The organism is Belliella aquatica, assembly GCF_014637795.1.
Classification (GTDB): domain Bacteria; phylum Bacteroidota; class Bacteroidia; order Cytophagales; family Cyclobacteriaceae; genus Belliella; species Belliella aquatica.
Genome location: NZ_BMFD01000005.1, coordinates 95,342 through 109,358, shown reverse-complemented (window position 1 = coordinate 109,358; position 14,017 = coordinate 95,342). Strand labels below are relative to the sequence as shown.

Below are 14,017 nucleotides of genomic sequence, written 5' to 3'. Positions count from 1 at the left end.
TGTTTCATGATTCGTTTTTAGAAAGATTTTATTTGAGCTAGATCTTTCAAGCAACCTTTTTGGTAGGAGATATAAAAATTCTAATCTGTGGTTAAATTTTAAACCAATTTTTAAATGTTTATCTAATTTTTGAATGAACACACAATATTTATAAACCATATTTAAAATAAAAAACGTAAAAAATATAAATATAGGTTTTTTAATAAACCAATTATTACTAGATTAACGTCAGAAATAGAAAGTAAGGGTAAAAAACCAATCAAAGCCTTCTATTTCACTACCCAAATAACCTTTTTGAGATCTGTGTTGAAGCTTTTTTTGACACGCTTTGTATTTATAATTCCACTAATAACAATTCATATGAACAAGTCGGTAAATAGAAGAAATTGGATTAAATCCTCTCTTTTGGGTTTAGGTGCGCTCACAGTAAGTCCTGCTATGGCATTGAGCAAAAGAGAAATTTTACACGCTTACCAACCAGAAAGTACCCTTAAAGAATATATACCCAACTTTAATTATGATGAAGCCAGAATTACAGCTCGGCTTTCTGCCAATGAAAATCCATACGGTCCAGCACCAAAAGTAATTCAGGCTATTTCTGAAGCTGTAAGTTCAGGAAACAGATATGGCCATAGAGATGCAGCTACTTTGATCGAAATGATTGCCGAAAAAGAAGGTGTTTCTCCTGAGCATATCATGCTTGGCCCAGGTTCTTCTGATTTATTGGAAAAAACTGCATTTGTTTCTTTTAGTCATGGAGGAAATATTGTTTCTGCTGACCCTGCCTACATGTCGATAGTAAGTACAGCAAAAGCCCTCGGAGCCACTTGGAAACCTGTCGGATTGACAAAAGACTATGCCCATGACTTGGATGCAATGGCAAACGCAGTGGATACTGAAACCAAATTGGTTTATGTCTGTAATCCAAACAATCCTACAGGATCTATAACCGATCCAGTAAAGCTCAAGTCGTTTTGTACATCAGTTTCTGAAAAAACACCTGTTTTCGTTGATGAAGCTTATCTTGAATTTTTAGATGATGCTGAGTCTCACACCATGGTCGGACTTGTCGCAGAGGGTAAAGATGTGATCGTAGCAAGAACATTCTCAAAAATTCACGGAATGGCAGGCTTAAGAATAGGCTACATAGTCGCGCAGCCGGAGAGGATAAAGTCAATTACTAATAAAGTAAGAAGTACGATGGGGCTCTGCGTTACTTCTCTAAAAGGTGCTATTGCAAGCATGAAGGAGCAAAAGTTCCTAGAGGATTGTAAAAAGCGCAATGCTGAGTGCAGGACATTTGTAACCGCTGAGATTTCAAAATTGGGTTATGATATCATTCCTTCCTATACCAGCTTTTTGATTTTTCCGATTACCATGGCAGGCGATGCTTTCATGAAAGGAATGTATGATGAAGGTGTTGGAATTAGGGTTTTCAATATAGCTGACAAACCTTGGTGTAGAGTCAGCATGGGGACCATGGAAGAAATGAAATATTTTGTCGAGACATTTAAAAAAGTGACAGTTTAAATATTTGTAAAATGAGTATTGCTTTACAAAAAACCTTATCGCTTCTTTTGTTAATTCTATTGGGGATATTCCTGAAAAGGAAATTTTCAAATGCGGATCAGAATAAAGGAATAAAGACCATAATTTTAGATATAGCATTACCAGCTATGATTTTTGTAGCCTTGCTGAAGATAGAGATCAATGCAGACTTGATGATTTTACCTCTGCTTGCCTTGCTCTTCAATCTACTTATGCTGCTTATGACTCGCTATATCATGCCTGTATTTGGAGTGGAAGAAGGGACTGCATCGATGCGGACATTGATGCTTTTGATTCCTTCACTAGCTCCTGGATTGACTTGTTTTCCTTTTGTGGTGGAATACCTTGGAGACGATATTCTTGCTTGGGCGGCATTATCTGATATTGGTAATAAAGTCTTTGTTCTGCTGATTGCTTATATGTTAGCGATGTCTTGGTTTTACAAAAATCACCGATTGACAGCCAGATCAAATACCGAGAAAATTAAGCAGCTGCTTCTTTCTATGGTGAAGGAACCTATTAACATGGTGATTATCTCAGCAATTTTGCTTTTAAGTTTTGGTGTGAATTTAGAAAGCATGCCTATTTTTTTGAGTGATGCTATACTGATGATGAAGAATATGATGACTCCGCTTGTGTTGTTATTTATAGGAATAGCAGTGGTTTTCAAATGGGCTCAATTGAGAATGATTGCATCCTTATTGACATTTAGAGCGGGATTTGTATTTCTTTTGAGTGGGGTATTCGTGTTGCTTGTTCCAATGCCAAACGAAGCAGCAATTCTTTTGGCTGTAGTTTTTCCTCAAAGCGCAGTGAGTTTTTGGCCTTTTGCACACATGTCTGCCGTCCGATCAATGGAAATTGGAAATAAGGAATTGGAATCAAATCCAACTTTTGATCTGGAACTTGGAATAAATGTGCTTGCGATTTCTATGCCTTTTAGTACATTATTAATACTTGGGATATTTACATCAGGGTCATATTTCACCAATCCTTATCATGTATTGTTATTTGGAATCGTGATGCTTATCATTTCTGTAATTCCAAAAGTTTTTCAATACATCAAAAGCACGGACATTGGATTTGGTACACTGCCCGTAAAGGTTTTAAAGATAGTCCAGCAGACTAAAAAATAGTGGTTTACAAGGTTTGATAGTAAATAAGCCTCCGCATTTTGTGGAGGCTTATTTTATTTTTTAATTATATCTTCCAAATCCCCAACTCAGGCCAACATGAAAATCAGCTTGTTTGGTATCTACTGTTAGACCAGTCAAAATAGAATTACTGCCCATGAAGAATCCTCCAAATCTCAAGCCTAATCCACCAGCATAACCTGAAACATCTGTTTTGGACCATGGTGAGTAAACTTCAAACTTTCCTAAGATAAGTCTTGGCGTAATTACAAATAAGTTCTGAGCCGTCAGTGTTTCATTTGCAAAATCATCACCAGTTCTTACTTGCCCGTATGCACTCACATATAGATTTTTCAAAAATTTCACCTCTGCGTATCCAGAGATTATTGAAGGAAGATTGGTTTTAATTCCATCTGTTTCAGTTGTTTTGGTGAAATATCCGCTAGCCAAAAGTTGTTGTTCTACCTCGTCCAAATTACTACTGAGTTGATCCAAGCTAAAAAACTCTCCTTCAGGAATATTCATGCTGTAGGTATTATTAATTTGACCTTCGGCAAAAGTCATGCTGCCAAGATTTCTGATGGAAAGCCCCAAGTTTAATTTTGATCTACCTTCGGCGTCTTTTAATTGGTAATTTCCACCGAGGTCAAAACCAATTCCATTTACTTTTCCAAAAGTAAAACCATTTGTTCCTAGCCCAAAATTACCACCATCAAAATCCTCTTCAGAATATGATAAATTGAGTGTGCCAGTTGCCTCAGTCAAATTTACTTCAAACTCATCTTGAACAATTACTGCGCTAAGTCTGTCAAGACCAAAATTGGCATAAGATCCTGGAAATAGAAGTTTGGCAGTAGCTCCAATCGAAAATTTGTGCTTTTCTGTATTTATAATTTCACGTCCTAAGAGAAAGCCCATTTCTCCCCATCCTGCTGCATTTACTCTTTGATTATAATTACTTGAAATGGAAGTTATACTGTTTGAACTTTCAAATGCAATATCCAAAATAGATTGACCTAAGGTTGGGTCTAAATCAACGATATCAGCTTTCAGAAAAGCCTGTGTACTAAACCCAAAAGCCCATTTCCCACTTTTTATACCAAATGATGGGCCTAAGATAGAGAGGTCTGTCCGCATATTGACAGTACTTCCTGCATTTTGAAAGGCAACATCAACAACATCTCCTCCAAATTCTAAAATGTTTCCAAAAGTGATTGTATTGTTATTGAAAGAACTATTGATAGATAGAAAGTTGACTTCTATCTTTTTGTCTAAGTTGTTAATTTCTGCAGGATTCATCATACTGCTGATCATGCTTTTTCTTGGGCTATTTTGGACACCAATGAAAGGGCTTTGCGCCATAGCCAGCACCCCTGTTCCAAGTAAAAGTGACAATGTCAAAAGATGTTTTTTCATAAAGAGATCTAAAATTAGAAAAGAGTTAAATGTTACTAAAAGTAAAATTATATAAAAAAAAGGAAGACCTTTATAAAGCCTTCCTTAATTATTTTCATTACACAAGTGATTAATACCTGAAAAACAAATTTTTAACTTGGAATATTTTCTTGCTTAAACTTCTTTGACTTCTGCGGCAAGTTTTTGTAAAGAGTCTTTAGCATCTCCGAATAGCATTCTGGTTTTCGGATAGAAGAATAATTCGTTTTCAATCCCTGCATATCCTGCACTCATTCCTCTTTTTAGAATAATCACATTTTTGGCTTGATCTACCTCTAGGATAGGCATTCCATAAATAGGAGAGGAGGGATCTTTTTTAGCAGCAGGATTCACCACGTCATTTGCTCCAATCACGATGACTACATCGGTATTAGGCATTCTAGGATTGATTTCATCCATTTCTTGCATCCGCTCGTAAGGAACGTCGGCTTCAGCAAGCAATACATTCATATGACCCGGCATACGTCCTGCAACTGGATGGATGGCATAATTCACATTGACACCTTTGTCTTCCAGCAGTTTTTCGAGTTCGTGGCAAATATGTTGTGCTTGAGCTACTGCCAAACCATAACCTGGTACAATCACCACGTTCTGAGAGTAAGAAAGTAATACTGCTGTATCAGTAATGCTAATTTCTTTGGCTGTCTGATCACCTACTTCTCCTTTTGCTCCACCTGCTTTTGCACCACCAAAGGCTCCAAGTAGTACGTTGGTCAATGAACGGTTCATCGCAGTACACATTAGAATGGTCAGGATAGTCCCCGCAGAACCCACCAAAATACCACCTGTCAGCATTGCTTTATTGCCATAAAGGAATCCTCCAAATGCCGCAGCCACACCCGTAAAGGAATTAAGCAAAGAAATCACGACTGGCATATCTGCTCCACCAATTGGCATTACGAATAGGATACCATAAATCAAGGCAATCACTAGAAGAACATAGAAAACCGTAGCATCACCATAACCCAACATCTGATATACTGTCAGTGCAACAATAGTGAATAGCATAACCATATTGATTAGCTGATTCATCGGAAGCACTTTGTCCTTGATTTTTCCTTCTAATTTGCCGTAGGCAATCATAGAACCAGAAAAAGATACCGAACCGATGATTAAGCCCAAAAGCATAACCAAGAATTCACCATCAAAAGAACCACTTACGCTAGTTTCGTGATTTTGAAACTCAATTATCGCAATCAAGGCAGCACAAGCGCCACCCATACCATTGAAGAAGGATACCATCTGAGGCATGGCTGTCATTTTCACCTTCTTGGCCATCATGGTACCAATGATGGTACCGACAATCAAACCCAATGCAATCAAGCCATAGTTGATGGCTTTTGCACTATCGAAAGGCTGATAAATTGTAATTGTAGCTATTACTGCTATTAGCATTCCAAAAGCTGCTATCAAATTACCTTTTCGAGCTGATTCTGGATGACTTAGCATTTTCAAACCTATCACAAAGGTCAGAGAAGCAATCAAATAAATGATTTCTAGTATATTTAGACTCATGATTTTTTAGGTTTTTTCTTAAACATCTCTAACATTCTATCCGTCACCACAAAGCCGCCGACAACATTCAATGTACCCATCACCACGGCTAGGAAGCCAACGATCAGAGATGCATAATTATCGGGTGATGCGTGAAGCATCACAATGATGGCGCCTACCACAACTACACCGTGTATAGCATTGGCTCCAGACATCAATGGAGTATGGAGGATTGCTGGAACGTTAGAAATTACTTCTACTCCTAAAAGGATAGCGAGAATCAGGAAATAAATCATTTCCATATTGTCGCCTATAAAATTTAATAAATCTTCCATTTTTATTGAGTTAACATTTCGGAAATACGGGAATTTACTGCTTCACCTTGATGGCAAACACATGTTCCTTTGACAATATCATCTTCAAAATTGAGATTGATCTCCCCATCTTTGATGATTAATTTGAGGAAATTGATGTAGTTTTTGCCGTACATTTTACTTGCATCTTGAGGTAATTCAGAAGCGATATTTCCGACACCTATAATCTTCACACCATTGATTTCTACGGTTTGATCTGCTTGTGTTAGAGCACAATTGCCACCTGACGAAGCTGCTAGGTCAACTATGACCGAACCTGGCTTCATGGCCAATACGGTTCTCTCTTCCACCAAAAGAGGAGCTTTCCTTCCTGGAATCTGTGCAGTAGTGATGATTACATCAGACTTTGCAGCATATTCGTGAATGGTATCCTTTTGTTTTTGGATAAATTCAGCTGATTGTTCTACTGCGTATCCACCCGCGGCCTTATCTTCTTTGGCACCTTCTACATCCACGAATTTTGCGCCAAGAGAAAGTACTTCTTCTTTGGCTGCTTGTCTCACATCAAAGGCGAAAACAGAAGCACCAAGTCTTTTTGCTGTCGCAATAGCCTGTAATCCAGCGACACCTGCTCCCAAAATCAAGACTTTTGCCGGAGTAATACTGCCCGCAGCGGTCATGAACATTGGAAAGAATCGAGGGAGTGAACTTGCTGCTAGGAGCACGGATTTGTAACCGATTACTGTTGCCATAGATGAAAGAACATCCATGCTTTGCGCTCGTGTAGTTCTAGGAACAAGCTCCATGCTGAAGGCAGTTCGCTTTTCTTGAACAAGAAACTTCGTCAATTCGGGATTGAATAAGGCGCCCATCTGACCTAAAAGGACGGCCTGAGGTTTCATTTTTGAGATTTCTTCTTGTGAAAGTGGCTGTATGCTGCAAATCATATCTGATTCAGCAAGGACTTCCGCACGACTTTTAATTGAAGCGCCTACGGCCTTGTATGTGTCATTATCAGTAAATGCAGATAAACCGGCATCTGTCTCAATAATAACTTGTGCGTTCCAAGAAAGTAATGTCTTGACAGCCTCAGGAAGCAAAGCCACTCTAGACTCCTCCTTCGGTTCTTTTAAAATTCCTATGGTCATGAAAATAGTGTAAAGCGATGAATAAGAGTTCAAACCTATTTTGAAACCTATTGTTTCATTCCTTAAAGCTATTAAAAAGAATAGGAATTGAAAGTGATTTTCATACAAAAAGAGTGTAAAAAGTTCTTTTTTTGATTGATTAAGTTGAAGTTTAATTCACTTTTAAAATTTTGTTTTGTACAAATGACTTTTATCCAGATATGAACTGATTAAAATCAGGATAAGAAGCGATATATCAGGTATGTGTTGAAAAAAATATACCGAAATCAGATTTTAAAGTGGAATTAAATTTTGAGTATGCTGTCTTTTTGTGACTTATGAGAAATTTCAATCTATCTTCACCATATCTTTTTGAAAATTAGAAAATACTGATTAGGTCAGTCTAGGACTATCTTTTATCTCCTCGACAATGTGGTGCATTCAATTTCGAAATTCGCTATATATGAATACATGATTCTTATGCTTCACATTGAACAGAATTATAAGGGTTTTGAGAAAAATTGAGGTTTTAAGGTCCTTGAAAAAGCTTGTTAAATCAAAAGTTTACTCAGATTCAAATAGCCCAATCGTCCCACCAACCCAATCTTTGTCTTTATTGAATTTTACACCGATCATCTCGCCTCTACTCAGACGAACCAAGTTGGACATCAAAGTAGGTTCTTGATCTTTTTCAGGCCAAGCCAAAAGAATTCTAACTTCAGCTTTTACCATTCCGTCAGGAGCTTGAAGAATAGGAGCGTAGTTTACCTTTTTTTGTAAAATATACAGGTCTCTTTCTTTTATTGCATCTATGTCTGATCTTTTGACATGGAAAATCACTCCGCTGCCTGAAAAGGAGAAAAGAGGCTTTAATACATAATTTTCTAAATCCTCAGGAATCTCTTTAAGTTCACTTAAAAGGGTAGATTCTATAAAATAAGGTCCGTGCAAGTAAGGGAGTATATATTTACTGATTCTAAAAAACCAGTTAGGATGACCTGCCCACTCCACATCTAATTCTTCCCTAAAATCAAATTCTAAATTCAGATCTTTTCTCAGGTTCAACTCATCAAAAATCACTCGATTGTAGATTCTATGAATTTGAATTTCATCTCCAAGGTCATTTTTATAGAATAATTTCTTCTCTTTTTTGATCACTTCTGTGACACAAATCGTTAGGATTTTCAAATCCCTGCTGCAATAGTAGAAATCGATTTTAGTATTCTGCTTTTCTGGTTCAATTTCCAATAAAACAACATTTTTCACATCATGACCATTGAGGATCGTTTCCTTGAGTTTGGCCAGATAACTTGCCGTATTCAATCCATCAAAATAAGGAGTAAACTGCTTTAAGAATGGATAATGCTTTGAGAATTTATCAAATAGATTTTGCTGAAAATTGAATACAGAGGGGAAACCTTGTACCTCAATGAGCTTGGGAATAATTTGGCCATTTTCTTCACAAATACCAAAGTCGACTGCGAGGAATTGGGTATGGGAGTCTTCATTGGGTACCTCGGTATTGAGATCAAGAGCTCTTTGAGTAAGAGTCTTGAATTCAGGCCTTTTGACGAAATCTATTACTTGCTTGGTACCTTCAAGTAATTGTTTTTTTAGCTCTTTTAAAATAAAAAAAGGCGTTTCTGCAATACGGAAAGTAGGTAAGTAATCAAAATCATTTGTAATATCCTGAATAAATTCACGATGCTTTTCCTCAGTGAATTGATTGTTGAAATGCTTTCTATATTCCTGAATCATATTTTTAATGAAAAATCAAAGTCTGTTCTTTTATCTTTTTGATAGCACTCTCTAAGAAATTTGGGATAAGGGTTTCGTTGGTCTTATAGATTTTATCTTCATCCATCAAGTGTTCCAACATAGTTCTGTATTTCGCTTTTCCTTTTTTTGCAATTATTTTCTGTTTGACATCTTCCTTTCTCAAGTGATTCATAAAACTTACAGGATCTGCTTCAGGATGAAATTGCGTACCTACGACCTCGTATGAAAAACGAATAGCCATCAAAGCTCTCTCGTACTCTAGATGTGAACGCATTTTTTCTATTGCGATGATTTTTGCACCCATTTCTTTGAATTTTTTCATCTTGGGTTGGACTACTTGAAAGTCCCTAGAATCCACTGCCCAAAAAGGATTTTCAAGATTTTCAAACAAAGGATCTTCCATCCCCAAGGGGGTTTTATGGATAGACATCACTCCAAAAGATGTAGATTTTCTCTTGGTAATTGCAGCCAATCCAAATGTATGAACGGCTATTTGAAAGGAATGACAAATCAACAACAAGTGTTTTTTCTTGCTGTGGACTTTGTTCCAATTCATTAAGTCAATTAGAAACTGAGCGTATTTGATTTCCCAGTCTCCATTGCCTTCAAGAGGATCTCCTGGACCTCCCGATGAAATGTATAGATCATACTCTTCAAGTTGTGGCACTTGGGACTGACCGCGAACATCAAAAACCTGAAAGGACAAGTCTTCCTCAAATCTCCCAACAATATCTTTAATGCAGCGCATCCCTTGATTGGGCTCCCCATCATTCATGTCCAATATGGCTACATTAATCATATTCAAGCTTTTTTAAATTTGCACAAAGATACGCTAGTTCGCACAGGATTTTTATATTCCTTTGGTAAATTGACTCGTGATGAAGTCTACCACTTTATTCAGGTCATGTGTATATTCCCAAACCTTTAGTTGTTTATCCGCTCCAGTACCTTCAGCTAATATGTTATGGACGTAGTTGATTTCTTCTCTACTTCCCAATTCATCTACTACATCATCAACAAAGTCCAATAATTCGACCATCAAATCTTTATACTCTACTTCCTTTTTTTCACCAAAATCAATCATTTTACCTTCGATACCATAGCGAGCAGCTCTGAACTTATTTTCACGAATCAAGGCAATTCTGTAAATATTGAAACTGGTATTCATCAGGTTCATCTTGTAAAGTTTTGCAACAACCGCCTGAATCAAGGCTACAATACAAGTTGTTTCTTGAACTGTTAGACACATGTCACATATCCTGAACTCTATGGTACTGAAAAATGGATGCATCCTCAAATCCCACCAAATTTTCTTAGGATTGTCGATACAATTGGTTTTGACTAGGGTGTCAAGATAATTATCATAAGACTGAACAGAATCGAAATACTCTGGCAAACCCGTTCTAGGAAATTTTGCAAAAACCTTGGCTCTATATGCCTTGAAACCAGTATTTCTTCCTTCCCAGAATGGAGAATTTGCTGATAATGCATAAATGTGAGGAAGAAAATAACAGGCCTGATTCATTATCTTCAAGGCAATATCCCGATTTTCGATCCCCACATGTACATGAAGTCCAAAAATTAAGTTGGAACGGGCAGTGTCCTGAAGTTCATTGATGATATGGTGGTATCTTGGATCATCAGTGATGGCCTGCTCCTGCCATTTGGAGAAAGGGTGCGTCCCTGCTGCTCCAACGATCAGCTCTTGCTTTGCTGCAAGCTCCACGATTTTGTGACGCAAGAAAGCCACTTCCTTTTTGGCATCTGCTACATTATTACAAATATTGGTTCCTACTTCCACCACAGACTGGTGCATCTCAGATTTGACTTGCTCTTTGAGGAAAATCTTCGCCCCATCCACGATTTTGGACATGTGGGAGCGCAAATCTCTGGTGTCGGGATCGATAATTTGGTATTCTTCTTCTACGCCTAGCGTAAAAACAGGTAATTTTTTCATCTTAAAAACGTTTTGCGGAGTTCACAGCATCTTTCATAAATGTACCCCAAGTGAGGTTGATTTGTCCTGGCTTTTGATTTTTCGCATATGCGATTGCCATTTTTGCAGCTTCTTCTACTACCCAATCAAAATTCTCCTGACCAACAGAGTTGATGTCTGCATCTGGTGCTGGATTTCCGAAATCAATCGCATAAGGAATACCGTCTCTTACCGCAAATTCCACGGTGTTGAAATCATAGCCTAGTCCCTTGCAGAGTGTCAGCGTATATTCTTTTACTTTTGCGAGCAACTTTTTAGATACCGGTGGCCCATCGATGACGTAGCGTAGATGATGTGGATTGCGTGGTTCGTACTGCATGATGCGAACGGCTTTTCCACCCAAACAATAAACTCTAAAGTACTCCGTGAATACAATTTCTTCTTGAAGCATCATGACGAGCTGACCCGTTTCTTGGTGTTTTTGGAAAAATTCCTCTTTGTTTTCCAGTCTATATACATTCTTCCATCCACCGCCGGCATAAGGCTTCATGTAAGCAGGGAATTTCACATAGTCGAAAATCGCCTGCCAATCCATTGGCATAGCCAGATTTCTGAATGACTTTGCTGTCGTATCCGTAGGATGTTCAGCAGATGGTAGGATTACTGTGTTGGGTAGGGGAACACCCAAGGTATCAGCCAAGGCATTGTTGAAAAACTTGTCATCTGCAGACCACCAAAAGGGGTTATTGATAACAGCAGTGCCTGTCAAGGCTGCATTTTTCAGATAGGCTCTGTAGAATGGAACGTCCTGAGAAATTCTATCAATAATGACAGCGTATTCTGTGAGTTGGTTTTGGATAACTTTATCTATACTTACCGCTTCAGCGACTATGCCTTTTTCATTTTTTTCGTTTACTCTTTCGATAAATGCATGGGGAAAAGTGTCTTCCATGCCAAAAAGGATTCCTATTTTTTTCATAAGATGATATGCTTTAGTTAAATTTTATTCTTGATAAATAATGTGGAAACATGTCTTTCCACAGGGGCCAATCGTGATTTTTGTCTTTTCTCACATCTAGCCAATGTCTTACACCTCTCTGTTCCAAAATATCACTGAGTTTGATATTGGCATCAAAGCAAATATCCCAATTGGAAGTGCCTAGTACAATATCCATTTTCCAGAGTTCTGGATCATGAAGCCCATGCAAAAACTCTAAAGGTGAATGATAGAATATGTCATCGTGCTCGTATCCATGCATAAAGCTGCGAATGTCAAAAGCACCAGACATAGAGAACATATGGCTCACATATCCAGGATGGCGCAATGCATAATTCGCCGCATGGTAACCACCAAAACTACAACCTGCCATAGCGACTTTTCCTACTGCAGTATTGTGACGAATTCTTTCGACAACTTCATGATTGATCATTTTATCATACGCCACATGGTTCTGAATCCGATCATGCGGATGAATACCTTTATTATAAAAACTATTTTTGTCATTGCTCTCTGGACAGAAGATTTGAATTAGTCCCTGTTCCAAGTACCACCTACATTGTTCTATTAAGCCCATGTCTCTATTTTCATGAAAAGAGCCCATAGAGGTAGGAAATAAAACGACTGGATAACCTGCATGGCCAAAAACCAACATCTCCACTTCTCTATTTAAGTTTGGAGAGTACCATTTGAAATATTCTTCTTTCATGTGTTTATATTCAATATTCCCCAAAATAAGGGTTATTGACCAAAGTCAAAAAAATATGTGCTATTAAAAATAAAATCAGTAAAATATTTTATTGAAATCGGTTTTGATGATATATTAATTGGAAAAAAGGTTAAAAAAATTTATAAAAAGGGTTCATATTATTTAAGTAGTTTTATTCTACGGTATTTCACAATTTGAGTAATACATTAATGGTTAACAATTCACTAAAATCCATAATTATATATCACCTTAATTGTAATGTAAAATCCATTGCAACCCTATTCCTCCTTAAACCACTCCGCGTACATCGGATAGTTCTTGGCTGTTCTTTCGATGACTTCTAGCATTTCAGGACCAGTAGTCTTTACTTTTTTGGCGGGCATTCCAGCGTAGATGCTGTTGGCTTCCACGATTGTGCCTGCTAGAACAACTGCCCCTGCGGCTATCACTGCCCCTGAATGTACCACGGCATCATCCATCACTATTGCTCCCATACCGATCAGAACATTGTCATGAATGGTACAGCCATGTACAATTGCGTTGTGGGCGATAGAAACTTTATTGCCTATGTAGGTTCCAGCTTTTTGATATGTACAGTGAATGACTGCGCCATCTTGAATATTGGTATCGTCCCCGATTCTGATTTCATGCACATCTCCACGGACGACAGCATTGAACCATACCGTGCAGTTTTTACCCATGATGACATCTCCAACCACAGTTGCATTATCTGCCAACCAGCAGTTTTCGCCCATTTGGGGACTTTTTCCTTTGATAGTTTTAATTAGGGGCATTTTTAAGTGTATTAATTATTAGTTTATCAGTGATTAAAGACTATGACTTTAAAATTTTAATTAACTCATCTGGGTCTTGTCGATTATCCCAAAATGCAGTGATGATGATTGATTCTTCGACAATTTGATAGTAAATGCTAAAGTTTCCCATTGCAGATTCTCTGCTGTCCTTATGATTAGTCAATTTCCCCGCTTCTGGGTTCTCTGATATAAAAGTCACTTTATTTTTGATCTTCTTGATCAACTTTTTTGAATAGGTGTTAGATTTATTTCTATTCACCCAATACTTAAGAATTTCACGTCTTTGGCGAACTGCTGTTTTGGTCCAAATTATTGACTTTCTAGCCATTTTAAATCTGATTCATCCAAATCTTCTTGAGAAATTAGTCGGTTCTTTTTGATATCCTCCTCGCTCATATTTAGCATCGCAATTTGGGCATCTGAAAGTTGAATTTTTTCACCTTCTTTTTTGCTATTATTTATGATTTCAAATATAGCTTTTAGATATTCCTTGTTTGAAATAGTTAATAGCTGGTCTATTATGCTATTTCTGATTTCTTCTGCACTATTCATATCATTGTTATTTATTCCAATATTAAAATCATATCGATAGCATTCAAATTTTTATTTCGTCTCTTTTCTATTTTTTACTTAATCAAAGAGAAATGGTCTTATTACACTCAAAGTTACTTTATTTTGAGGATTTCATTTATGTTCTAGCGGTCCTAAAT

14 protein-coding genes are annotated in these 14,017 nt (G+C 37.4%); 2 read left to right on the top strand and 12 right to left on the bottom strand.

The features are described from left to right. Positions 1–360: 360 nt before the first annotated feature. Positions 361–1,530: a pyridoxal phosphate-dependent aminotransferase gene (locus tag IEV57_RS08865; RefSeq protein ID WP_188441836.1), complete on the top strand. Its 1,170-nt coding sequence runs from the start codon at positions 361–363 to the stop codon at positions 1,528–1,530. A gap of 11 nt (positions 1,531–1,541) precedes the next feature. Continuing rightward, positions 1,542–2,684, top strand: coding sequence for an AEC family transporter (locus IEV57_RS08860; protein ID WP_188441834.1), 1,143 nt, complete (start codon positions 1,542–1,544; stop codon positions 2,682–2,684). 60 nt (positions 2,685–2,744) lie between these two features. Here IEV57_RS08860 and IEV57_RS08855 read toward each other — a convergent pair whose 3' ends face one another. The 12 genes from IEV57_RS08855 to IEV57_RS08800 form a co-directional block, all read right to left on the bottom strand. Beyond that, entirely contained in the window at positions 2,745–4,097 is a 1,353-nt protein-coding gene (locus tag IEV57_RS08855; protein ID WP_188441832.1) for a hypothetical protein, read from the bottom strand. Positions 4,098–4,250: 153 nt separating this feature from the next. Further along, positions 4,251–5,651, bottom strand: coding sequence for an NAD(P)(+) transhydrogenase (Re/Si-specific) subunit beta (locus IEV57_RS08850; protein WP_188441830.1), 1,401 nt, complete (start codon positions 5,649–5,651; stop codon positions 4,251–4,253). Further along, a complete protein-coding gene (locus IEV57_RS08845) occupies positions 5,648–5,965 on the bottom strand; it encodes an NAD(P) transhydrogenase subunit alpha part 2 (RefSeq protein ID WP_188441828.1) in 318 nt (105 codons plus the stop codon). Before IEV57_RS08845 ends, IEV57_RS08850 begins: the two co-directional genes overlap by 4 nt. Before the next feature lie 2 nt (positions 5,966–5,967). Beyond that, positions 5,968–7,092: a Re/Si-specific NAD(P)(+) transhydrogenase subunit alpha gene (locus IEV57_RS08840; protein ID WP_188441826.1), complete on the bottom strand. Its 1,125-nt coding sequence runs from the start codon at positions 7,090–7,092 to the stop codon at positions 5,968–5,970. Positions 7,093–7,635: 543 nt separating this feature from the next. Beyond that, positions 7,636–8,829: a hypothetical protein gene (locus IEV57_RS08835; RefSeq protein ID WP_188441821.1), complete on the bottom strand. Its 1,194-nt coding sequence runs from the start codon at positions 8,827–8,829 to the stop codon at positions 7,636–7,638. 4 nt (positions 8,830–8,833) lie between these two features. Continuing rightward, complete coding sequence (locus IEV57_RS08830; RefSeq protein WP_188441819.1) at positions 8,834–9,649, bottom strand: type 1 glutamine amidotransferase; 816 nt, start codon at positions 9,647–9,649, stop codon at positions 8,834–8,836. 51 nt (positions 9,650–9,700) lie between these two features. Continuing rightward, positions 9,701–10,807 (bottom strand): carboxylate-amine ligase, encoded by a 1,107-nt coding sequence (locus IEV57_RS08825; RefSeq protein WP_188441817.1) that lies wholly within the window; start codon positions 10,805–10,807, stop codon positions 9,701–9,703. 1 nt (position 10,808) lies between these two features. After that, positions 10,809–11,765, bottom strand: coding sequence for an ATP-grasp domain-containing protein (locus IEV57_RS08820; protein ID WP_188441815.1), 957 nt, complete (start codon positions 11,763–11,765; stop codon positions 10,809–10,811). A 13-nt stretch (positions 11,766–11,778) separates the two neighbouring features. Continuing rightward, complete coding sequence (locus IEV57_RS08815) at positions 11,779–12,492, bottom strand: esterase family protein (protein ID WP_188441813.1); 714 nt, start codon at positions 12,490–12,492, stop codon at positions 11,779–11,781. Between the two features lie 278 nt (positions 12,493–12,770). After that, positions 12,771–13,286, bottom strand: coding sequence for a gamma carbonic anhydrase family protein (locus IEV57_RS08810; RefSeq protein ID WP_188441811.1), 516 nt, complete (start codon positions 13,284–13,286; stop codon positions 12,771–12,773). Positions 13,287–13,326: 40 nt separating this feature from the next. Continuing rightward, the gene (locus tag IEV57_RS08805; RefSeq protein WP_188441809.1) at positions 13,327–13,635 is read right to left on the bottom strand and encodes a type II toxin-antitoxin system RelE/ParE family toxin; all 309 of its coding nucleotides are present in this window, start codon (positions 13,633–13,635) and stop codon (positions 13,327–13,329) included. Beyond that, complete coding sequence (locus IEV57_RS08800) at positions 13,617–13,859, bottom strand: hypothetical protein (RefSeq protein ID WP_188441807.1); 243 nt, start codon at positions 13,857–13,859, stop codon at positions 13,617–13,619. The genes IEV57_RS08805 and IEV57_RS08800 overlap by 19 nt, the downstream gene beginning before the upstream one ends. Positions 13,860–14,017 lie beyond the last annotated feature (158 nt).

Coding starts and splice junctions, on each gene's coding strand:
- IEV57_RS08820 (WP_188441815.1), bottom strand. CDS start 11,765: ATGAAAAAAATAGGAATCCTTTTTGGCATGGAAGACACTTTTCCCCAT.
- IEV57_RS08835 (WP_188441821.1), bottom strand. CDS start 8,829: ATGATTCAGGAATATAGAAAGCATTTCAACAATCAATTCACTGAGGAA.
- IEV57_RS08860 (WP_188441834.1), top strand. CDS start 1,542: ATGAGTATTGCTTTACAAAAAACCTTATCGCTTCTTTTGTTAATTCTA.
- IEV57_RS08840 (WP_188441826.1), bottom strand. CDS start 7,092: ATGACCATAGGAATTTTAAAAGAACCGAAGGAGGAGTCTAGAGTGGCT.
- IEV57_RS08855 (WP_188441832.1), bottom strand. CDS start 4,097: ATGAAAAAACATCTTTTGACATTGTCACTTTTACTTGGAACAGGGGTG.
- IEV57_RS08825 (WP_188441817.1), bottom strand. CDS start 10,807: ATGAAAAAATTACCTGTTTTTACGCTAGGCGTAGAAGAAGAATACCAA.
- IEV57_RS08815 (WP_188441813.1), bottom strand. CDS start 12,492: ATGAAAGAAGAATATTTCAAATGGTACTCTCCAAACTTAAATAGAGAA.
- IEV57_RS08830 (WP_188441819.1), bottom strand. CDS start 9,649: ATGATTAATGTAGCCATATTGGACATGAATGATGGGGAGCCCAATCAA.
- IEV57_RS08865 (WP_188441836.1), top strand. CDS start 361: ATGAACAAGTCGGTAAATAGAAGAAATTGGATTAAATCCTCTCTTTTG.
- IEV57_RS08810 (WP_188441811.1), bottom strand. CDS start 13,286: ATGCCCCTAATTAAAACTATCAAAGGAAAAAGTCCCCAAATGGGCGAA.
- IEV57_RS08845 (WP_188441828.1), bottom strand. CDS start 5,965: ATGGAAGATTTATTAAATTTTATAGGCGACAATATGGAAATGATTTAT.
- IEV57_RS08800 (WP_188441807.1), bottom strand. CDS start 13,859: ATGAATAGTGCAGAAGAAATCAGAAATAGCATAATAGACCAGCTATTA.
- IEV57_RS08805 (WP_188441809.1), bottom strand. CDS start 13,635: ATGGCTAGAAAGTCAATAATTTGGACCAAAACAGCAGTTCGCCAAAGA.
- IEV57_RS08850 (WP_188441830.1), bottom strand. CDS start 5,651: ATGAGTCTAAATATACTAGAAATCATTTATTTGATTGCTTCTCTGACC.